Source organism: Agreia sp. Leaf244 (genome assembly GCF_001422695.1).
GTDB lineage: Bacteria > Actinomycetota > Actinomycetes > Actinomycetales > Microbacteriaceae > Agreia.
In genome coordinates this window covers 250944-270278 of the sequence record NZ_LMLX01000005.1, presented here as the reverse complement: position 1 = coordinate 270278, position 19335 = coordinate 250944, and the positions used below count along the sequence as shown (strand labels likewise).

Annotated in this window: 21 protein-coding genes; 6 read left to right on the top strand and 15 right to left on the bottom strand. The window is 67.5% G+C overall.

Annotation, left to right across the window (positions count from 1 at the left end; all coding sequences use genetic code 11):
* Window positions 1-46: 46 nt before the first annotated feature.
* Window positions 47-853 (bottom strand): isoprenyl transferase, encoded by an 807-nt coding sequence (locus ASF06_RS15555; RefSeq protein ID WP_055949135.1) that lies wholly within the window; start codon window positions 851-853, stop codon window positions 47-49.
* Complete coding sequence (gene recO / locus ASF06_RS15550; protein ID WP_082501000.1) at window positions 850-1644, bottom strand: DNA repair protein RecO; 795 nt, start codon at window positions 1642-1644, stop codon at window positions 850-852. The genes ASF06_RS15555 and recO overlap by 4 nt, the downstream gene beginning before the upstream one ends.
* A 65-nt stretch (window positions 1645-1709) precedes the next feature.
* Between recO and ASF06_RS15545 the strand changes: the two genes are divergently transcribed.
* A complete protein-coding gene (locus ASF06_RS15545; RefSeq protein WP_055949132.1) occupies window positions 1710-2426 on the top strand; it encodes a trimeric intracellular cation channel family protein in 717 nt (238 codons plus the stop codon).
* 18 nt (window positions 2427-2444) lie between these two features.
* On the opposite strand, the gene leuA is transcribed toward ASF06_RS15545, so the two are convergent.
* Window positions 2445-4211 (bottom strand): 2-isopropylmalate synthase, encoded by a 1767-nt coding sequence (leuA, locus tag ASF06_RS15540; protein ID WP_055949129.1) that lies wholly within the window; start codon window positions 4209-4211, stop codon window positions 2445-2447.
* 204 nt (window positions 4212-4415) lie between these two features.
* Here leuA and ASF06_RS15535 point away from each other — a divergent pair, with 204 nt between their 5' ends.
* Entirely contained in the window at window positions 4416-5318 is a 903-nt protein-coding gene (locus ASF06_RS15535) for a TIGR01777 family oxidoreductase (protein ID WP_055949126.1), read from the top strand.
* 45 nt (window positions 5319-5363) lie between these two features.
* Here ASF06_RS15535 and ASF06_RS15530 read toward each other — a convergent pair whose 3' ends face one another.
* Both ASF06_RS15530 and dapB read right to left on the bottom strand, forming a co-directional pair.
* Window positions 5364-5807: a tetratricopeptide repeat protein gene (locus ASF06_RS15530; protein WP_055949123.1), complete on the bottom strand. Its 444-nt coding sequence runs from the start codon at window positions 5805-5807 to the stop codon at window positions 5364-5366.
* Between the two features lie 37 nt (window positions 5808-5844).
* Window positions 5845-6591, bottom strand: coding sequence for a 4-hydroxy-tetrahydrodipicolinate reductase (gene dapB / locus ASF06_RS15525; RefSeq protein WP_055949121.1), 747 nt, complete (start codon window positions 6589-6591; stop codon window positions 5845-5847).
* A 44-nt stretch (window positions 6592-6635) separates the two neighbouring features.
* On the opposite strand from dapB, the gene ASF06_RS15520 reads away from it, so the two are divergent.
* Window positions 6636-7115, top strand: coding sequence for a GNAT family N-acetyltransferase (locus tag ASF06_RS15520; RefSeq protein ID WP_055949118.1), 480 nt, complete (start codon window positions 6636-6638; stop codon window positions 7113-7115).
* A gap of 4 nt (window positions 7116-7119) precedes the next feature.
* Here the strand turns inward: ASF06_RS15520 and ASF06_RS15515 are convergent, their stop codons facing one another.
* The 8 genes from ASF06_RS15515 to ASF06_RS15480 form a co-directional block, all read right to left on the bottom strand.
* Window positions 7120-7722 carry a histidine phosphatase family protein gene (locus ASF06_RS15515; RefSeq protein ID WP_055929168.1) on the bottom strand — a complete coding sequence of 201 codons (603 nt, stop codon included), beginning with the start codon at window positions 7720-7722 and terminating at the stop codon, window positions 7120-7122.
* A complete protein-coding gene (locus ASF06_RS15510; protein ID WP_055949115.1) occupies window positions 7719-9116 on the bottom strand; it encodes a M16 family metallopeptidase in 1398 nt (465 codons plus the stop codon). Before ASF06_RS15510 ends, ASF06_RS15515 begins: the two co-directional genes overlap by 4 nt.
* Window positions 9117-9131: 15 nt before the next feature.
* The gene (locus ASF06_RS15505; RefSeq protein ID WP_162237719.1) at window positions 9132-10064 is read right to left on the bottom strand and encodes an aldo/keto reductase; all 933 of its coding nucleotides are present in this window, start codon (window positions 10062-10064) and stop codon (window positions 9132-9134) included.
* Between the two features lie 99 nt (window positions 10065-10163).
* Window positions 10164-12437, bottom strand: a complete 2274-nt coding sequence (locus tag ASF06_RS15500; RefSeq protein ID WP_055929176.1) for a polyribonucleotide nucleotidyltransferase — start codon at window positions 12435-12437, stop codon at window positions 10164-10166.
* A 339-nt stretch (window positions 12438-12776) separates the two neighbouring features.
* Complete coding sequence (locus tag ASF06_RS15495) at window positions 12777-13415, bottom strand: hypothetical protein (protein WP_055949112.1); 639 nt, start codon at window positions 13413-13415, stop codon at window positions 12777-12779.
* Window positions 13416-13455: 40 nt separating this feature from the next.
* On the bottom strand, window positions 13456-13881 hold the full coding sequence (locus ASF06_RS15490; RefSeq protein WP_055949110.1) for a hypothetical protein: 426 nt from the start codon (window positions 13879-13881) through the stop codon (window positions 13456-13458).
* 83 nt (window positions 13882-13964) lie between these two features.
* Window positions 13965-14396, bottom strand: coding sequence for a hypothetical protein (locus ASF06_RS15485; protein WP_055949107.1), 432 nt, complete (start codon window positions 14394-14396; stop codon window positions 13965-13967).
* A gap of 4 nt (window positions 14397-14400) precedes the next feature.
* On the bottom strand, window positions 14401-14868 hold the full coding sequence (locus ASF06_RS15480; RefSeq protein WP_055949104.1) for a VanZ family protein: 468 nt from the start codon (window positions 14866-14868) through the stop codon (window positions 14401-14403).
* Window positions 14869-14930: 62 nt separating this feature from the next.
* Between ASF06_RS15480 and ASF06_RS15475 the strand changes: the two genes are divergently transcribed.
* Window positions 14931-15218, top strand: coding sequence for a hypothetical protein (locus ASF06_RS15475; RefSeq protein WP_055929192.1), 288 nt, complete (start codon window positions 14931-14933; stop codon window positions 15216-15218).
* A 91-nt stretch (window positions 15219-15309) separates the two neighbouring features.
* Here the strand turns inward: ASF06_RS15475 and rpsO are convergent, their stop codons facing one another.
* Window positions 15310-15579: a 30S ribosomal protein S15 gene (gene rpsO, locus ASF06_RS15470; RefSeq protein ID WP_044438586.1), complete on the bottom strand. Its 270-nt coding sequence runs from the start codon at window positions 15577-15579 to the stop codon at window positions 15310-15312.
* A 119-nt stretch (window positions 15580-15698) separates the two neighbouring features.
* On the bottom strand, window positions 15699-16973 hold the full coding sequence (locus ASF06_RS15465; RefSeq protein WP_055949099.1) for an MFS transporter: 1275 nt from the start codon (window positions 16971-16973) through the stop codon (window positions 15699-15701).
* A gap of 185 nt (window positions 16974-17158) precedes the next feature.
* Between ASF06_RS15465 and ASF06_RS15460 the strand changes: the two genes are divergently transcribed.
* Window positions 17159-18007 carry a LysR substrate-binding domain-containing protein gene (locus tag ASF06_RS15460; RefSeq protein ID WP_055929198.1) on the top strand — a complete coding sequence of 283 codons (849 nt, stop codon included), beginning with the start codon at window positions 17159-17161 and terminating at the stop codon, window positions 18005-18007.
* Window positions 18004-19329 (top strand): MFS transporter, encoded by a 1326-nt coding sequence (locus ASF06_RS15455; RefSeq protein ID WP_082500999.1) that lies wholly within the window; start codon window positions 18004-18006, stop codon window positions 19327-19329. The genes ASF06_RS15460 and ASF06_RS15455 overlap by 4 nt, the downstream gene beginning before the upstream one ends.
* Window positions 19330-19335 lie beyond the last annotated feature (6 nt).

Sequence of the window (19335 nt, the reverse complement as noted above, 5' to 3'; positions counted from 1 at the left end):
AGCCCACAGAAAAGACGGTGTGCCGCCTCAGCGGGCCCAAACAGTGTCAGCGGGTCGGCGACGAGGGCGCGTCGATGGCGCCACCGAAGCGGCGGGAGCGGCCTGTGTAGTGCTCGATCGCCTGCCACAGGTCGGCGCGGGTGAAGTCGGGCCACAGCCTGTCGAGGAATACCATCTCGGCATAGGCCGACTGCCAGAGCTGGAAATTGCTGGTGCGCTGCTCGCCCGAACTGCGCACGAAGAGATCGACGTCGGGCAGGTCGGGCAGGTACAGGTGCTTCTGGATGGTCTTCTCGCTGATGCCGGAAGGCTTGAGCCTTCCGGCCCGCACCTCATCGGCGATGGCGGTCACGGCATCAACGATCTCGTTGCGACCGCCGTAGTTGACGCACATGCTCAGCGTCATCGTGCTGTTCGACGCGGTCAGCTGCTCCGCGAGCTGCAGGTCTTTGATGACGCTCGCCCACAGCCTGGGCTTGCGCCCCGCCCACCGGATGCGAACGCCCCACTCGTTGAGCTGGTCGCGGCGACGGTGCAGCACCTCTCGATTGAAGCCCATGAGAAAACGCACCTCGTCGGGCGAACGCTTCCAGTTCTCGGTGGAGAACGCGTAGACGCTGAGGTGCTTGACACCGATCTGGATGGCGCCGGCCACGACGTCGAGCAGCGCCGCCTCGCCCGCACGGTGTCCTTCGACACGGGTCAGGCCCCGCGAATTCGCCCAGCGACCGTTGCCGTCCATCACGACGGCCACGTGGGCGGGAACCTGGCCTCGCGGAATGTCGGGCGGATACACTCCGGTCCAGTCGAGGGGGCGGAACTCCGGAACGTCCGACGCTCGGGATCTGCTCATGACGCGGCCTCCTGGCGCTGCTGCTGCTCCTGGCGCTGCTGCTGCTGCTGGCGCTGTTCTTTCTGCGCCGAGCGGTCCACGTGCTCGAGGGAACGCAGTCCCCGCTCCAGGTGCCACTGCGTGTAGGCCGAGACGACACCGCTGGCCTTCGAACGGGATGCCTGGTCGGACGCGTCCGCGCGCGCCCAGTCACCCGTGAGCAGGGCGCTGAGGAGACCCACGGTCTGCGCGTCGAGCCGAGGGGTGCCGGGAGGAGCCACCGAGTCGCTCACGACTCCCCCGAGCTGCACGACGAAAGCGGAATGGGGACCGGGCTCGCCGGTGACCGCGCAGTCGTGGAAGCTCGGCGCCCAACCCGCCATCGACAGGGCGCGCAGCAGATAGGAATCGAGAGTGAGGCTCGCGCCATGCTCGCCTCGGGAGAGCGAGCGCAGCGCCCCGACGAGCAGCAGGTACTGCGGAAGGCCGGCCTCGGCCTCGCTGAGCTTGTCGGCTGTCTCGACCATGGCGCTGGCCGCCGTGTAGCTGGCGTAGTCGGCGGTGATGGCGGCCCCGTAGGAGGAGATCGTCTCGGCCTGGGTGACCGTGTCGAGCGACCGGCCCTCGTAGAACTGCACGTCGGCGACCATGAACGGCTCGAGGCGCGCTCCGAACTTCGATCCCGTGCGGCGCACTCCGCGGGCGACGGCCCGAACCTTGCCATGCTGGCGCGTGAGCATGGTGACGATGCGATCCGCTTCACCCAGCTTGTGGGTGCGCAGCACCACACAGTCGTCACGGTAAACAGGCACGATCCATTATCGACCCTCGGCCACGCGAATGCCCGGCGCACGCGCGGTCGTGGTACACCTTGAAGGTGTCAGCAGCCGAGCCCTTCTCCATCCCTCTCTGGGCCGACCTGTTGGCCGTCGGCATCGGCAGTCTGCAGGGCGCCATGTTCGCCTCCCAGTTCAGGGACCGGCGCCTCGACCTGCTCGGCGTCGCCATCATCGGCGTCGCGACCGGACTCGGCGGAGGTCTGCTCCGCGACATCTTCCTCGTGGTGCCGCTGGTCGCCCTGCACACCAACTGGTACCTGAGCGTCGCCGTGCTCTCGGCGCTGTTCGGCATGCTGCTCGTGCGCCTCTTCGAGAGGCTCGACACGGTCATCACGATCCTCGACGCCCTCACCATCGGACTCTTCGGAGCGATCGGTACGACCAAGGCGCTGTCGCTGGGCCTTCCGGTCATCCCGTCGATCTTCGTCGGCGTCGTCTCGGCGGTCGGCGGGTCCGTGGTGCGCGACGTTCTGCTCGCCATGCCCATCGCCCTGATGCACGTGGGATCGCTGTACGCCGTCGCCGCGGGAGCCGGTTCGGCCGTGCTGGTCGCGTTCTGGACCGGCGGCATGGACATCACCGTCGCGGCGATCATCTGCGTCATCGTCACCACCGTGGTGCGCCTGCTGGCGGTGCGCTACGGATGGAGCCTGCCCGAGCAGCGCGCCATCCGGCGTATGCCCCGCATCTCTCGCGCCGCGCTGCGGCCGCGCTGGCCCCGACTCCGCCGAACGGCGAAGCCGGGGCAGGGCTGACAGCGGCGGCGGGCCGAATCAGACCGCGGCGAGCTCGCGATCCGCATCAGAGACCCGGATGGCGCGGTTCACGGCGCTGACGACGGCTTTCAGAGACGCCGTCGAGATGTCGGCATCGATACCCACACCCCAGAGCCGCGTGCCGTTGACCTGCAGCTCGACGTAAGCGGCGGCGAGGGCGTCGCCCGAGGCACTGAGCGCGTGCTCGACGTAGTCGTAGAGCTTCACCTCGACACCCTGCTCGGACAGCACGTTCAGGAACGCCGCAATGGGACCGTTGCCGGACGCCTGCGTGTCGAGCGTCTCGTCGCCGATGCGCAACTCGACCTGCAGGGAGACGCTTCCGGACATGTCGCTCGCCGTGCGCGTGCGGGTGAGCTCGAAGCGGCCCCACTTCGATTCGGCCTGCTCGGCCGGAGCTGGCAGGTACTCGTCCTGGAAGATCTCCCAGATCTGCTCGCTCGTGACCTCGCCGCCTTCGGCGTCGGTCTTCGCCTGGACGACCCCGGAGAACTCGATCTGCAGCTTGCGCGGCAGGTCGAGCGCGTGGTCGTTCTTCAGCAGGTAGGCCACGCCGCCCTTGCCCGACTGGGAGTTGACGCGGATGACCGCCTCGTAACTGCGACCCAGGTCTTTGGGGTCGACGGGCAGATAGGGCACGGCCCAGACCAGGTCGTCGACGTCTTTGCCCTGGGCGGCGGCGTCGACGGCCATGGCCTCGAAGCCCTTCTTGATCGCGTCTTGATGGGAGCCGCTGAAGGCCGTGTAGACCAGGTCGCCGGCCCACGGGCTGCGCTCCGGGACCTTCAGTTGGTTGCAGTACTCGGCCGTGCGCCGGATCTCGTCGAGGTCGGAGAAGTCGATCTGCGGATCGATGCCCTGGGTGAACAGGTTGATGCCGAGCGCGACCAGGTCGACGTTGCCCGTCCGCTCGCCGTTGCCGAACAGGCATCCCTCGATGCGGTCGGCGCCGGCCAGATAGCCGAGCTCCGCCGCGGCGATGGCCGTTCCCCGGTCGTTGTGGGGGTGCAGCGACAGGACGATGTTCTCGCGATGGGCGAGCCTGCGGCTCATCCACTCGATCGAGTCGGCGTAGACGTTGGGCGTCGCCATCTCGACGGTGGCCGGCAGGTTGATCATGACCTTGCGATCTGCGGTCGGTTCGAAGATCTCGATGACCTGGTTGCAGACATCCAGAGCGAACTCGAGCTCGGTGCCCGTGAAGCTCTCGGGCGAGTACTCGTAGTACACCGTCGTCTCGGGCACGGTCTTCTCGTACTGGCGGCACAGGCGAGCGCCGGCCAGGGCGATGTCGATGATGCCCTGCTTGTCGCTGCGGAAGACGACGTCGCGCTGCAGGATGGAGGTGGAGTTGTAGAGGTGCACGATCGCCTGCTTCGCCCCGGCGATCGACTCGTAGGTGCGGGCGATGAGGTGTTCGCGAGCCTGCGTCAGGACCTGGATCGTGACGTCGTCGGGGATGGCGTTCTCTTCGATGAGGCTGCGTACGAAGTCGAAGTCGGTCTGGCTCGCGCTCGGGAACCCGACCTCGATCTCCTTGTAGCCCATGCGCACGAGCAGGTCGAACATCACACGCTTGCGCTCGGGGCTCATCGGGTCGATGAGCGCCTGGTTCCCGTCGCGCAGGTCGACGGCGCACCAGCGGGGCGCCTCGGTGATGCGCTTCGCGGGCCATGTTCTATCGGGCAGGTCGACGACGATCTGCTCGTGAAACGGTCGGTACTTGTGAATCGGCATGGCCGACGCTGATTGATTGTTCTTCACGGTCTGGTTCCTCTTAGGTCTTCAGATGGTCAGCCAACGGCGAACTCCGCGACGAGGGAGGCCTGAGACTAGGACTCGTCGCGGCAGCTAAGAAGGAGCAGACCGAACAACACCCTGCAACGGTAGCACCGATTGCCCACGCCGGCGAAGACGTTCGAGGCCGGAGCAGACGAGGCGGTTAGGCTGGAACAAAGGGGAGGCCGTATGCCTGAACAGCAGACCATCGTCATTGCCGGCGCATCCGGCATGATCGGCACCGAATTGACGCGCCAGCTCGAGGAGGCCGGTCACCTGGTGATCCGCCTCGTGAGGCACCCCACCCACCACCCGAAGGAACGCCAGTGGGACCCGGAGGTCTCGTGGCTGAACGTGGCCACCGTCGATGCCGCCGACGTCATCGTGAATCTGTCGGGCGCATCCATTTCACGACTGCCGTGGACCCTGCCGTACAAGAAGCAGATCCTCTCGTCGCGGATCCAGGCCACGAGCACGATCGCGGCCGCGATCGCCAAGTCGTCCTCTCCCCCGCACACGCTGGTCAACGGCTCGGCCGTGGGCTTCTACGGCGACCGTCCGGCCGAGATCCTCACCGAGACCTCGGCGCAGGGCGATGGATTCCTCGCCAAGGTCGTCGAGGCCTGGGAGCGCGCCGCATCGAAGGCCTCGTCGAATACACGGGTCGTGATGGCTCGCACCGGTCTCGTTCTCGGTGATGGCGGCGCCCTGAAGCCACTGGAGATCCTCGCCCGACTCGGCGTGGCCGGACCGCTCGGCGCCGGAACCCAGATCTGGCCCTGGATCAGCCTCCACGACGAGGCTGCGGCCATCATGCACCTCGCACTCCACTCGTCGCTGGTCGGGCCTGTGAACCTCGCGGCGCCGCATCCGGTGACGGCCACCGAGCTGTCGGAGACCCTGGCGCGCAAGCTCAACAGGCCGTTCTGGCTTCCCGCACCCGGATGGGCCATCAAGGCGGCCCTCGCCGATGCCGGCAAGGAGCTGCTCCTGTCGGATCAGAACGTGTCGTCGCAGCTGCTCGTGGCAGACGGGTTCTCTTTCCGCGACGAGAGCGTCGATCAGGGCCTGACCACGGCCCTGTCGAAGTAGCACGGGGCGAACTGCCAGCGCTCGAGAGGTCAGGCAGCCTGGCGGTCAGGCAGCCTGGCGGTTCAGGGCGATAGCTCGCCGCAGGGCCGCCCGAGCCCGGCGTCGGTCGCCGCTCGCGTCGTAGGCCAGGCCCAGCCTGAACCAGGCGCGCCAGCTCTCGGGGGCGGCGTCGACCTCTGCCCGATACCGATCGAACTCGGCGTCGGCGGCCTCCCTGTCGGGACGCCCGCTCGGCCGTCTCGGCAGGTCGTCCTCGGGCAGGGCGTGCTCCGCCGCGAGGTCTTTGACCAATCGTTCGGTGCGGATGCCGAAGAGGAGTTCCCTCATCAGCGCCCAGGCGGCGATGAACGGGAAGACGATGAGCGCGACACCCAGTCCGATGGCAACGGGCACACCCGTCGCGACGAGGCGTATCGCGCGATCGGCGACGAGCACGAGGTACAGGGCCAGAAGCACGGCCATCGACAGGGCGGCGATGCGCCCCTTCATCGGCCGGCCCGGTCGAACATCATGGGGAGCACGGTGCTCAATCGCCCTGTCCTGCCGAGAGGTCGATGAGCCTGTCGAGCCCGACGACCACACCGCGAGCCTCGATGCTCGCGCGCAGTGCGATGGCGATTCCGGCCTCGTATGCGCTCGGGGCCAGGGTCTCGTGACTGATCGTGAGCACTTCGCCCACTCCCCCGAGGATCACGTCCTGCTTGGCCACGACGCCCTGCAGGCGAAGGCTGTGAATGGGAACGCTCGCGACCTGCTGGCCACGCGCGCGCTGATCCGTGTGCGGGGCCGAGACCGGGCCCAGTGTTCCTCTGGCTGCGGCGATGAGCTCCGCGGTTCTGACCGCCGTGCCCGACGGCGAGTCGATCTTCGTGGCGTGGTGCGCCTCGACGATCTCGATGGAGTCGAAGAATCGTGCCGCCATGGCGGCGAACGAGCTGGCGAGCACCGACCCGACGGAGAAGTTCGGAATGATGACCACGCCGAGGTCGGGGGTCGAGGCCAGACGCCTCTCGAGCGCGCGGATGCGGTCGGCGGACCAGCCCGAGGTGCCCACCAGCACGGGAATGCCGTGGGAGACGGCGAACTCGACGATGGTGTGCGACACGGCGGGAATGGTGACGTCGACGGCGAGGTCGGCTCCGAGCATCTCCGACAGGTCGCCCGTCGATCCGATCTGCGCGTAGAGCTCGAAGCCCGGCGTCTCGGTGACGATCTTCGAGACGAGTCGTCCCATGCGGCCGGATGCGCCGACGACGGCGACCTTCGTAGTCATTGAACCAACCTACCAAGTCGCGGCACCTCGCCTAGCCTTGACGTATGACCATACGCGAGGCCAGAACGGACTCCCCCGAAGCCCACCGGCTGCTCACCGACTACTTCACGTGGAGGGCCATCGAGTTCCCGCCGGCGCAGGGCGCGTACACCGTGGTCTACCCCGATCCGAGCGCGTTCCAGGAGCCGGACGGGGTGTTCCTCCTCGCCGGAGACGACCGGCCGGTCGGATGCGGCGGCATCCGCCGGATCTCGCCCGACGAGCACGGCCGGGTGCGTTTCGAGGTCAAGCACCTCTGGCTGGCGCCGGAGAGTCGGGGGCAGGGGGTGGCCGGAGCCCTGATGACCGAGCTCGAGTCCCGTGCTCGGCAGTTCGGGGCCGACGTGATGGTTCTCGACACGCATCACACCCTCACCGACGCCGGGCGACTGTACTCCAAGCGGGGCTATGTGCGCGTCGATCCTTACAACGACAACCCCAACGCGACCGTCTGGTACGCGAAGCAGCTGGCTGCCGCTGGGTAGTCGGTCAGTAGGGCTGGGCCTCGGGAAGACCGGTGCGCAGTTCGACAGGGAGATGGCCCAGGTCGTTGTGCGTCACGAGTTCGGGCAGCCTGCCGGCCTTGATGTTGATGATCGTGAGCCCGCAGTTGGCCTGATTGACGCCGACCCAGCGCCAATCGGGAGCGCCCATGGCCTCGCGCACGAGCCAGCCGATGACGAAGTTGTGCGTGATGAGCAGGTCGTTCGTCGTCTCACGGGTCGGTGAGAGGAACTCCGAGACGGCGTCGGCCATCTGCGCCCTGCCGGCGTCGACCTGCTCGATGGTCACGGAGTTGAAGAACGGCTGGAACGCATGCGGCATCTGGGGCGAGTAGCCGGTGGGGACGCAGTCGAACAGCAGAGCCGTGGACTCGGGCTGCAGCGCCGGCAGATGCTCCGCCATGATCGCGGCCGTGTCCTCGGCGCGCTGAAGAGGCGAATGCCAGACATTGGTGAAGGGCACGCCCCCGAGTCGTTCCGCGATGAGCCGAGCCTGTCGCTGGCCCCTCGGCGACAGGGGGCCGTCGTCCATGCCGTACTCGGCATCCTGTTGCTCGCCGTGCCGCACGAGGTAGAGCGTGCGGGTCACGATGTCGCTCCCGCGAGCGTTGCCTCGAGGCGATCGAACGCGCCGTCCGAGATGGCGCCCACGGCCGAGATGGAGAGCGGACGGGAGGCGATGTCGCGGGCCAGATCTTGCACGTCGCTCGGCGTGACCCGGTCGAGTCGTCGCAGAGCCTCGTCGAGATCGACGAACTCGCCCTGGGTGATCTCCGCCCGCCCGAGCCGCGACATCCGCGTGTCGGAGTCTTCGAGCGCAAGGGCCGCGGAACCGGAGAGCTGCCCGTGCGCGCGTCGCAACTCTTCTGCCGTGATGCCCTGGTCGGCGAGCAGGTGCAGCTGGTCGATCATGAGTTCGGCGACCTCGCCGACACGGGCCGGCGTGCAGCCCGCGTTCATGCCGAAGAGTCCGGCGTCGGAGTACGACGGAGCGAACGAGTACACCGAGTAGGCCAGCCCCCGCTTCTCCCGGATCTCCTGGAACAGCCTCGACGACATGCCTCCGCCGAATACCGAGCCGAGCACGCTGAGTGCGGAACGGCGTTCGTCGTTCGCTGTGAAACCCGAGGTGCCCACGATCAGGCTCGCCTGCTCGTTCGGGCGCTGAACCACCACGAGGGGAGATCCCCGGCGCACGACGGCTCCGGCCGATTCGCGACGGGCCACAGGATCGGCTGTGCGCTTCAGGTCCCAGCCCGCAGCGGTGAGCGCCGCCGTGACCCTCGACACGAGCTCGTCGTGGTCGACCGCGCCGGCGGCTGTGATGACGAGGTCTTGAGGGCGGTAGTTCTCGAGGTAGTGCTGCCAGACCGCGTCACGGGAGACGGCCCGGATGGTCTCGGCGCTGCCACCGACGGGACGGCCGAGCGGATGATCCCCCAGCACGGCCTCGAAGAATCGTTCACCCGCGACGTCGGAGGGGTCGTCGGATGCCTCGGCCAGCTCCTCGAGGATGACGCCCCGTTCGGTCTCGAATTCGCCGGGTTCGATCAGCGAGGACGTGAGCATGTCGGCGATCACGTCGATCGCCATGGGCAGGTCCTGGTCTCGCACTTTGGCGTAGTAGCAGGTGTATTCCTTGCTGGTGGCGGCGTTGTGCTCTCCACCCACGGCGTCGAAGGCCACGGCGATGTCGAGGGCCGACCGAGTGGGCGTTCCCTTGAACAGCAGGTGCTCGAGAAAATGCGTCGAGCCGAAACGCGAGGGAACGGCGGCCTCCGTCGGTCCCGCGAGCACGCTGCCGCGTTCGTCGCGCGAGCCCACAGCGACCCAGTAGCCGACCGTTGCGCTCTGGGCGCCGGGCATCTTCTCGGTGAGGATGCGCACCCCCGACGGCAGGATCGTGCGGCGGACCAGCGAACCACCCGAGGCTTCGACGCGGAGTTCAGGCAGGGTCAAGGGCAGTGGCACGGCGGTGTTCATCGCGCCCAGCCTATGTCACTCCGACGCGCGATCGAGGGCGGCGAGCTGGTGCGGCTGCAGAACGATATCGACGGATGCCACGAGTTCGGCGACCTGATCGGCCGACGCCGCCCGCACCACGGGGGCGATGACGTTGGGTCTGGAACGCACCCAGGCCAGGGCGCACGCGCCGAGCGATGCGCCCTGCTCGGACGCGACCTGCTCGAGCGCCTTGAGGACCCTGAAGCCGGCTCGACCGAGATGCTGGGCGGCGTCGACGAACATGACGGAGTCGGGGACATCGTTCTGACTGCGGTAGGCGCCGGTGAGGAAGCCGTTCGCGAGGGGCAGTCGCGCGAAGATGCCGATGCCGAGGGTCGACACGGCCGGGAGCAGGTCGTTCTCAACGGGGCGACGGGTCATGAGGCTGTACGGGCTGAACACGGCCCTGAATCGCGGCAGTCCGAGTTCGTCGGCAGCCTGCCTGGCCTGCAGGAGGCGCGCGCCCGAATACGACGATGCGGAGAGGGCTCGCACTTTGCCGCTGTCGATGAGAGCCGCTGCGGCCGCGAGACTCTCCTCCAAAGGCGTCTGGGGATGATCTCCATCGAACGAGAGCAGATCGATGTGGTCGGTCTGGAGCCGTTCGAGACACGCGTCGGCCGCTGCCGCGATGCTGTGGGCGCTCAGCCCCGGCGCATCCGGGTGACGACCGATCTTGGTCGCGAGAAACACCTGCGAACGCCTCTTGCGCGTGCGCACCCAGTTGCCGATCATGACCTCGCTGCGGCCGCCCGCGTAGTGGTCCGCCGTAGAGATCAGACGACCGCCCGCGTCGTAGAACGCGTCGAGAACGGCGGCCGTGGCCTCGACTCCCGAGGCCCATCCGAAGATGCTTCCGTCGATCGCGAGTCGGAATCGGGCAGGTGGCAAGGCCGTAGAGGTGCTGGCGTCGTCGTTCGGCGTCATGAAGGCAGTGTAGTTGGGCAGGGGACCCAAACGACGAATGCCCCCAACGACGAATGCCCGCCCCACCTTCAGTGGGACGGGCATTCGACTGACGCGTGACTAGCCTTCGGCCGGAGCCTCGGGGCCCTCGCTGGCGGCAGCGGAGCCCTCGGTGTCTGCGTCGTCGGCGACCACGGGAGCGAGCGACAGCTTTCCGCGGTCGTCGATCTTGGTGATCTCGACCAGGATCTTCTGGCCGACGCCGAGCACGTCTTCGACGTTCTCGACGCGCTTGCCACCGGCGAGCTTGCGGACCTCGCTGATGTGCAGCAGGCCGTCCTTGCCGGGCAGCAGCGAGACGAACGCACCGAACGTCGCGATCTTGACGACGGTTCCGAGGAACTGCTCGCCGACCTCGGGGTTGGTCGGGTTGGCGATCGCGTTGACCTGCGCACGCGCGGCCTCTGCGGAAGGACCGTCGACGGCTCCGATGTACACGGTGCCGTCTTCCTCGATCGAGATGTCGGCGCCGGTCTCGTCCTGAATCGCGTTGATCGTCTTGCCCTTCGGGCCGATCAGCTCGCCGATCTTGTCGACGGGGATCTGCACGCTGATGACGCGGGGCGCGGTCGGTGCCATCTCGTCGGGAGCGTCGATCGCGGAGTTGATGACGTTCAGGATCGCGGTACGCGCAGCCTTCGCCTGCTTCAGGGCGCCGTCGAGCACGCTCGTGGGCAGACCGTCGAGCTTCGTGTCGAGCTGGATCGCGGTGATGAACTCGGACGTTCCAGCGACCTTGAAGTCCATGTCGCCGAGCGCGTCTTCAGCGCCGAGGATGTCGGTGAGCGCCGCGTAGCGGGTCTCTCCATCGATCGTGTCGGAGACGAGGCCCATGGCGATACCGGCCACGGGTGCGCGCAGCGGCACACCGGCGTTCAGCAGCGACAGGGTGGAGGCGCAGACGGAACCCATCGACGTGGATCCGTTGGAGCCGAGAGCCTCGGACACCTGGCGGATCGCGTAGGGGAACTCGTCGCGGCTCGGCAGCACCGGCGCGATGGCGCGCTCGGCGAGGAAGCCGTGCCCGATCTCGCGACGCTTCGGCGAACCGACACGACCCGTCTCTCCGGTGGAGTAGGGCGGGAAGTTGTAGTGGTGCAGGTAGCGCTTCTTCTTGATCGGGCTCAGCGAGTCGATCTGCTGCTCCATCTTGAGCATGTTCAGCGTGGTGACGCCCAGGATCTGGGTCTCACCGCGCTGGAAGATGGCAGAGCCGTGGACGCGCGGGATGACCTGCACCTCGGCGTCGAGCGGACGGATGTCGGCGAGGCCACGACCGTCGATGCGGATGCCCTCGGTGAGGATGCGGCCGCGGACGACCGTCTTCGTGACCGACTTGTAGGCGGCGGAGACCATCGGCGGGATGTCGCCGGACAGCTCGCCCGCGGTCACCTTGTCGTTGATCGCCAGCTTGACGCGCTCTTTCAGCGCGTCGTCTGCGTCCTGGCGCTCGGTCTTGTCGGCGATCTGGTAGATCGAGACGAGCTCGTCGTAGGCGAGCTCCGCGACGGCGTCGTATCCGGCCTGGCTGTAGGCGGGGAAGACGGGGTAGTCGCGAACGGCCTTGTTGACCTGCGCGGCAAGCGAGGCCTGGGCGGCGACGAGCTGCTTGAGGAACGGCTTGGCGGCCTCGAGGCCCTGGGCGACGATCTCCTCATTGGGCTTCGTGGCGCCGGCCTGGATCAGGTTCCAGCTGTTCTCGGTGGCTTCGGCCTCGACCATCATGATCGCGACGTCTTCGTTGCCCTGGGCGTCGGTGACGACACGGCCGGCGACGACGAGGTCGAAGACGGCCTCCTCGAGCTGCGAGTACTTGGGGAAGGCGACCCACTGGTCACCGATGAGTGCGAGGCGCACACCGGCGATGGGACCCGAGAACGGGATTCCCGAGATCTGGCTCGACGCGGAAGCCGCGTTGATCGCCAGGGTGTCGTAGAACTCGTCGGGCGCGATGCTCAGCACCGTGATGACGACCTGGACCTCGTTGCGGAGGCCGTTGACGAACGACGGGCGCAGGGGGCGGTCGATGAGGCGGCAGACCAGGATGGCCTCGGTCGAGGGGCGGCCCTCGCGGCGGAAGAACGATCCGGGGATCTTTCCGGCGGCGTAGCTGCGCTCTTCGACATCGATGGTGAGCGGGAAGAAGTCGAAGTTGTCCTTCGGGTGCTTTCCGATGCTGGTGGCGCTCAGCAGCATGGTTTCCTCGTCGAGGTAGGCCGCGACGGCGCCCTGTGCCTGCTGTGCCAGACGACCCGCTTCGAAGCGGACCGTGCGGGTGCCGAACTTGCCGTTGTCGAGAACGGCTTCGGCGAATTTGATTTCTGGACCCTCCATATGGGGGTTTCTCCTTTTGTTTTGTCTCCCCCTGCCATGCAGGCCCAGGGGATTCGCGGCCCCGTGTGGGCTCTCGCGATGCGTACAGCGGAGTGGGGTGACAGAGCGACATGGGGGTGCTCGCCGATTGCGAGACCCGTGCACGTACGCGCATTGGAACCCTGAGAGTAGGGGCGCATGTCTGGCCAACAGTAGAAAACCTCGGACCGCGCGTCGCGTTCCGAAACCCACCACCGGTGACCAGCGTCCTGCCGGCCTGCTCCGCATTGGTGCTCGTGTATTGATTTATTCGCGCCGCCCAGTAAGGGCGACAAGCCGATCCTAGCAGGCGGGGGCTGATCAGGGCCGGATGCCGGCCAGTGCGTCGTCGACGGGTCGGCCGACCTCGACGGTGAGAGGACGGGCGAGACGAGTGAACGGCCGAGTGGGATCGGGCAGCTTGCCGTCGCCGAAGATGCGTGCGTCGACGGTGACCAGCACGCCCGTATCACGCAGGCTCTCGAGGGCCTCGCCGATGGATGCGTCGGTTCCGCGGGGCAGGAATCCCGCCCGGGCGGGTCGCGGGCCCCCGACGAAGTACGCCTCGGTGCGCAGTTCGCGACCGAGCCAGCGGGTGGCAGAGGGCCAGAGCACGACGGTGAAGGAGTGTTCGGTCCATCCGAGGGCGAGGTCGATCGAGTCCTGGCGCCTGTTCGTCTCGTCGAGCATGAGCGTTCCGTCCGTGGCGACGGGCCGCAGGTCGAATCCGTCGAGGCGCACCAGCCTCGACGCCGAGTTGCGCTCTCCCCCGGTCCTGAGTCCGATCCTGACGAGCTGCACGATCGCGGGCAGGGCCACGAGTGCGGCGATCACTCCCACGATCGTTCCGGTCACGGCGAGCCGTACCGTGAGCGACGCGGCGAGGGCCGCGAGGAGCACGATACCCAGGAGGAAGGGCTCCCAGTCGAACAGCGGGAGCTTGCGAGACCGGGGATGCATCCGTCAATCCAAGCACGTTCGCCCATGAGGGAGCGACGAGTCAGTAGGCCCGCCCCATGCCGAGGTCGACCCGCAGCCCGTGCCGGGTCGAGACGATCGTGCACGGGATCCGCGGTCCTTTGCCCCTGTCGGACAGTCGGCCGAGGCACGCGTCGACGGGTGCCTCGAGGCCCCGGGGAACGTACCCGACCATCCCGCTCAGCTCGGATCCGATCCAGAGGCGCACGGGCATCGGTGCGTCGACACGGTCCTCCGCCGGCGGCCGTCGCTCGACGAACGCGTCATGCGGTGGCGTCGGCGATTCGAGGAGTTCTCGCAGCTCGGACTGGAACGGCGTGCTGCCGGCGACCCGCAGCACCACGCTCGTGAACCGGGGAAAGAGGTTGTAGGTGTAGTCGGCCAGCGAGCCCGTCCCGGCATCGTGCCGGTCGGGAACGCCTGAGCGCCGAGGATCGCCGATGACCATATCGCCATTCAACCCCTCCGCGGCGCGCGAGGGAAGCGGGAACGACGATGCCAGCGGGTGAGCCGGCCCCGTGGCTGTGGGCCTCAGCGCGTGAGGCCGATGGCCAGGTCGACCCTGAGACCGTTCTTCGTCTCGCGGATCGTCGCCTCCATGCGCGTCGACTTTCCCGAGTCCGCGAGGCGCCCGAGGGCGGCTTCGACAGGAGCCTCGAGGCCGCGGGGCACGAAGCCGACGACCGGGGTCGGCCGCTGGTTCACGAACAGGCGCACCGGCGTCGGCGCATCCGTTCGTTCATCGGCCGCGCTCCGGCGAGTGATGAAAGCCTCGGTCTCTGTCACGCCTTGCTCGATCACGGTGCGCAGTGCGTCCTGGCAGGGGTCGCTGTCGGCGAGTTGGATGCGCACCCGCTTGTTGCGCGGCACGAGGTCGTAGAGGTAGTCGTCGAGCGAGCCCGTGCCCTGATCGGTCTTCGCGAGGTTCGGATTGTTGAGGCGACCGAACGAAAAGAATCTCATGACCCTATCCAAGCGCGTGCGCGGCGTTCGCGCGAACACGACCGCGTCGGCTGCGCCGCGCGAGGGAGATCGACATCAGCACGACGCCGAGGACGGCGCCGATCGCGCCGCCGGAGGTGTTGGCGATGACGTCGGCGAGATCGGAGACACGCGTGGGAAGCAGCGCGCCCTGTGAGATCTCGATGGCGCACGACAGCGCGCCGCACAGGAGGATGGCGAGCCACCAGTGCCGCCGACCGAACAGCAGCACGAAGAAGACGCCCAGGGGCACGAACATGGCGATGTTGGCCGTGAACTCGACCCGACCGAACGTGATCCAGTCGGTGGCCTCGTACCGCGCGAAGAAGCGCAGGAAACGCCAGAGCACCCCGCTCGTGTCCGAGTCGTAGGGCTCCGGGCCCAGCGTCACCCAGGCGACCCCCGCGAGGTAGAGCACCGTGAGCACGGAGAGCACGGGGTGGCGTCGGAACATGTGTCGATCCTGCCGTACGAGTCTTGGTGGATCGTGTGCATCCGCTGTTCTAGAGTCGAGATATGACTGACAAAGAGCGAGACGAATACAGCAACGAAGACCTGCTCGAGGTATCGAGCGAACTCGATGGTCGCGGTGACGCCGAGTTCACGAATCCGGGCGACCCGTCGGTCGACGACGAGGAGAGCCTCGACGAGGGACTGCTCGACGGCGCCGACACCGAGTTCGGTGTCGAGAACGACATCGACACCCTGCAGATCGACGACCCCGACGAGACGAACGACGATCTCGACGACGAGGACTACGAGGCGGAGAGCGCGGCCGAACTCGGCGACGACGACCGCGTCTGATCCTCAGCGCCGCCGCACAACCCGGCCGCACAACGAGAATGGGCCGTTCTCCCGTGAGGGAGAACGGCCCATCGTCAAGAAATGCGGCGAACTATCGACGCAGGCCGAGACGCTCGATCAGAGCACGGTAGCGCTCGATCTCGACATCGGCCAGGTAACCCAGCAGTCGGCGACGCTGTCCGACCAGGAGCAGGAGGCCACGACGCGAGTGGTGGTCGTGCTTGTGCTCCTTGAGGTGCTCCGTGAGGTCCTTGATGCGACGCGTGAGCATCGCGACCTGGACCTCTGGGGATCCGGTGTCACCGGGGTGGGTTGCGTATTCTTCGATGATCGCCTTCTTGACATCAGCTTCAAGAGCCATAGTTGGTGATCCCCTTTCTCCTCATTGCGCGGTGCCCGTCACAGAATGTGCGGGCTCTCTTTATCCGCGGCCGTCAGACGGCAACCTTGAGATTCTAGCAGATGAACGATTCGCGCCGCTCAATGCTGCACGATGGCCACGAGCGGCAGCCGACGGCGCAGCCGCACGGTGAGCCTGCCGCTCCTGGCGAGCACGATTCCCACGACGAGGGCGGCGACGGCCGGAACGACACCAGACACGAGCATGCCGAACTGGGGGCCGTAGCTCTCGACGAGCCACCCCATGAGCGGCCCACCGAGCGCCTGTCCTCCCAGCAGCACGAGCACGTACACCGACATGACTCGGCCTCGGATCGACACGTTGCTCGAGAGCTGGATCAGCTGATTGGCGCCCGTCAGGAACTGCAGCGTGCAGAATCCGACGAAGACGAGCAGGATGCCGACGACCAGCTCCGAGGGCGCGCCCGCGACGATCGCCTGCACGATTCCCCAGGCGAGACCCGTGATCACCACGGCGCGAAGCCGGATGCTCGTGCGCCGCGTCGAGAGGACGGCTCCGGCGAGCGCGCCGACGGCCACGAGCGAGTTGAAGAGGCCGTATCCGCCGGGGCCCGTGTCGAACACGTCGGATGCGTATGCCGCGAGGAGCACGGGCATGTTCAGCGCGAACACGGCGACGAACGCGACCATCACGACGGTCCAGAGGATCGTCGGCTTGGCGAAGACGTAAGAGAGGCCCTCGCGGAGTTGCCCCTTGGCCCGCGGCGCCACGGGTGCGGGATAGAGGGTCTTCGGGTTGAGCATCAGCACGGTGATGACCACCCCCAGGCAGGCCACAGCGTTGATCGCGAACGACCAGCCGGCGCCGACCGACACGAGGAGTACGCCTCCGATCGCGGGTCCGATCAGCGCTCCGAGCTGGAACACGGAGGAGTTGAGGCTGATGGCGTTGCGCAGGTACTTCGGACCGACGAGTTCGTTGACGAAGACCTGGCGGGTGGGGTTGTCGATCACGGTCGCGAGGCCCACGATGAGGGCGACGAGCATGATGTGCCACACCTCGACGACGCCGGTCAGTGCCAGCACGGCGAGGGCGACACTCGCGAGGAGCGACACGCTCTGGGTGATCGCCAGGAGCATCCGCTTGGAGTATCGGTCGACGAGGACGCCGCCGTAGAGGCCGAGGAAGAGCATCGGCGCGAACTGCAGCGCGACGGTGATGCCGACGGCGGCGACGCTGCCGGAGAGTTCGAGCACGAGCCAGTCCTGGGCGATCCTCTGGATCCAGAGTGCGGTCATGGCCACGATGTTCGCGGAGGTGAAGAGGCGGAAGTTCGGCACCCTCAGTGAGGAGAACGTGTCTCTCCACGGTGGCGCGGAGGCCAGGACGGGCATGGGGGCGGTAACGGGAAACGGGTCGGAAGGAGGCGGTGTCACGAGTAATCCAGGTGCGAGATGAGAAAGGCGGTTTCGTATGGGTGCGGATGCCGGGCATCCGATTCCTCAACGCTATTGCCCCACCGGATCATTCCCCGAGTAAATTGACCCTATAACTCCCATTACCTTTTCGAATGAGGCGCATGTTCGACCCCACCCTGCTCCGCACCTTCCTCGCCGTCGCCGAGACCTCGAGCTTCACCCTGGCGGCCCAGCGTCTGGGAATCAGCCAGCCCACGGTCAGCCAGCACGTCCGGCGGCTCGAACAGGCATCCGGACGACTGCTCGTGGCCCGCGACACCCGAGACGTCTCCCTGACGGACAACGGGGATGCGATGGCGGGATTCGCGCGCACGATCCTCGCGGCACACAGCGCGGCCGACGACTACTTCAGCGGCTCCGCCATGAAGGGCAAGCTGCGGTTCGGCGCCGCCGACGACCTCGCGATCACCCAGCTCCCCCGCATCCTCAGGCACTTCCGCCAGCTCTACCCGCAGATCAACCTCGAGCTCACCGTCGACCAGTCGGCCCCGCTTTTCCGCAAGCTGCACGCCGGGTCGCTCGATCTCATCTTCATCAAGCAGAAGCCGGAGACCACGGACGGCACCGTCGTGCGACGGGACCAGCTCGTGTGGGTGGGACAGGAGAAGACGATCGTCGAACTCGGCGCTCCCGTTCCGCTCATCACGTACCAGGGAACGACCGTCAGCCGCACGAGCGCGATCGAAGCGCTCGAGCAGGCGGGGCGGCGGTGGCGCATCACCTGCAACACGCGCGAGGTGAACGGCCTGCTCGCCGCGGTGCGGGCCGGTCTCGGCGTGGCCGTGTTCCCCCGCTCGCTGATTCCCGACGATCTGGTCGTCGTCGGCACGCGCTTCGCCCTGCCCGTTCTCGGCGAGGTCGACCTCACGCTGCTGCGCAACCCCGGTGCACCGGCCGAGCCGGTCGACGCGCTCATCTCGGCCATCATGGGCCGTACGCTGAACAGGTGAGCACTTCACCGGCGCCGGCAGAGACCCGCCGCACCCACTTCGTCGACCTCGCCCCCTTCCGCCGCAGCCCGGCGTTCTTCCGACTGTGGCTCGGAGGCCTGATCGCGGGAATCGGTGGCCAGATGACCATCATCGCGGTCGGCCTGCACATCTACGACATCACCGGCTCGACGACGGCGGTCTCGCTCGTGGGCGTCTTCGCGCTCGTTCCGATGATCATCGCCGGGGTGTACGGCGGGGTGCTCGCCGACAGCTTCGACCGGCGAACCGTGGTGCTCATCGCCGAGTTCCTCGCATGGGGCTCCACGCTGGGGCTCGCCCTGCTGGCCTGGAACCACATCGACGAGCTGTGGATGTTCTACGCGCTCACCACCGTGACGGCCGTCGCCACCACGGTCATCGGCGCCACACGCTCGGCCATCGTGCCGCGGCTGCTCACGCCCGATCTGCTTCCGGCGGCCTCAGCGCTCGGAGGCATCAGCTTCGGCGTGCAGGTCACCGTCGGCCCGGCCCTCGCCGGCGTGCTCGTGGCCACCGTCGGATTCCAGTGGACCTACACCGTCGACGTCGTGCTGTTCATCGCGGCATTCACGGGCGTGGTCACGCTGCCCCGCATCGTTCCGGAGGGAGGCAGCCGGCGGGCCGGCTTCGCGGCCGTCTGGGAGGGCCTGGCGTTCCTGAAACGCGCCCCGAACATCCGCATGTCCTTCCTCATCGACATCGTGGCGATGACCTTCGGTATGCCGCGAGTCGTGTTCCCGGCCGTCGGCGCCCTCCTCATCGGCGGCGGCGCGATCACCGTGGGCATCCTCTCGGCCGCCTTCGCCGTCGGAGCCCTGCTCTCATCGGTGTTCTCCGGTCGACTGGGGCACGTGCGTCTGCAGGGGCGCGCGATCGGACGAGCCGTGGCCGTCTACGGGGCCTTCATCGCCGCGTTCGGCCTCGTCCTCCTCGTGATGGACCACGGCCCGATCGAGGGCATCACGTCGGCCTTCGAGGACGCGAATCTTCCCGCGCTCGCCCTGGCGAGCATCGCCCTGGCGGGTGCGGGTGCGGCCGACAACGTCAGCGCCATCTTCCGGCAGACCATGATGCAGTCCGCCGTTCCCGACATCATGCGCGGTCGCATCCAGGGTGTGTTCACCGTGGTCGTGACCGGAGGGCCCAGGCTCGGAGACGCCTACGTCGGCCTGGCGGCGGCCACAGCGCTGCTGTGGCTGCCGCCGCTTCTCGGCGGCATCGTCGTCGTGGTCTTCTCGCTCGCCGCCATCGCACTGCACCGGTCGCTCCGCGAGTACGACGCCTTCGCCCCCGCGCCGTAGCGCTCG

Excerpts from the sequence above, each read along its gene's own strand:
- dapB (WP_055949121.1), bottom strand. The coding sequence starts at position 6,591 with ATGACTACGAAGGTCGCCGTCGTCGGCGCATCCGGCCGCATGGGACGA.
- ASF06_RS15535 (WP_055949126.1), top strand. The coding sequence starts at position 4,416 with ATGCCTGAACAGCAGACCATCGTCATTGCCGGCGCATCCGGCATGATC.
- rpsO (WP_044438586.1), bottom strand. The coding sequence starts at position 15,579 with ATGGCTCTTGAAGCTGATGTCAAGAAGGCGATCATCGAAGAATACGCA.
- ASF06_RS15520 (WP_055949118.1), top strand. The coding sequence starts at position 6,636 with ATGACCATACGCGAGGCCAGAACGGACTCCCCCGAAGCCCACCGGCTG.
- ASF06_RS15500 (WP_055929176.1), bottom strand. The coding sequence starts at position 12,437 with ATGGAGGGTCCAGAAATCAAATTCGCCGAAGCCGTTCTCGACAACGGC.
- ASF06_RS15495 (WP_055949112.1), bottom strand. The coding sequence starts at position 13,415 with ATGCATCCCCGGTCTCGCAAGCTCCCGCTGTTCGACTGGGAGCCCTTC.
- ASF06_RS15485 (WP_055949107.1), bottom strand. The coding sequence starts at position 14,396 with ATGAGATTCTTTTCGTTCGGTCGCCTCAACAATCCGAACCTCGCGAAG.
- ASF06_RS15465 (WP_055949099.1), bottom strand. The coding sequence starts at position 16,973 with ATGCCCGTCCTGGCCTCCGCGCCACCGTGGAGAGACACGTTCTCCTCA.
- ASF06_RS15555 (WP_055949135.1), bottom strand. The coding sequence starts at position 853 with ATGAGCAGATCCCGAGCGTCGGACGTTCCGGAGTTCCGCCCCCTCGAC.
- ASF06_RS15475 (WP_055929192.1), top strand. The coding sequence starts at position 14,931 with ATGACTGACAAAGAGCGAGACGAATACAGCAACGAAGACCTGCTCGAG.
- ASF06_RS15510 (WP_055949115.1), bottom strand. The coding sequence starts at position 9,116 with ATGAACACCGCCGTGCCACTGCCCTTGACCCTGCCTGAACTCCGCGTC.
- ASF06_RS15480 (WP_055949104.1), bottom strand. The coding sequence starts at position 14,868 with ATGTTCCGACGCCACCCCGTGCTCTCCGTGCTCACGGTGCTCTACCTC.
- ASF06_RS15460 (WP_055929198.1), top strand. The coding sequence starts at position 17,159 with ATGTTCGACCCCACCCTGCTCCGCACCTTCCTCGCCGTCGCCGAGACC.
- ASF06_RS15505 (WP_162237719.1), bottom strand. The coding sequence starts at position 10,064 with ATGACGCCGAACGACGACGCCAGCACCTCTACGGCCTTGCCACCTGCC.
- ASF06_RS15490 (WP_055949110.1), bottom strand. The coding sequence starts at position 13,881 with ATGGTCATCGGCGATCCTCGGCGCTCAGGCGTTCCCGACCGGCACGAT.
- ASF06_RS15530 (WP_055949123.1), bottom strand. The coding sequence starts at position 5,807 with ATGAAGGGGCGCATCGCCGCCCTGTCGATGGCCGTGCTTCTGGCCCTG.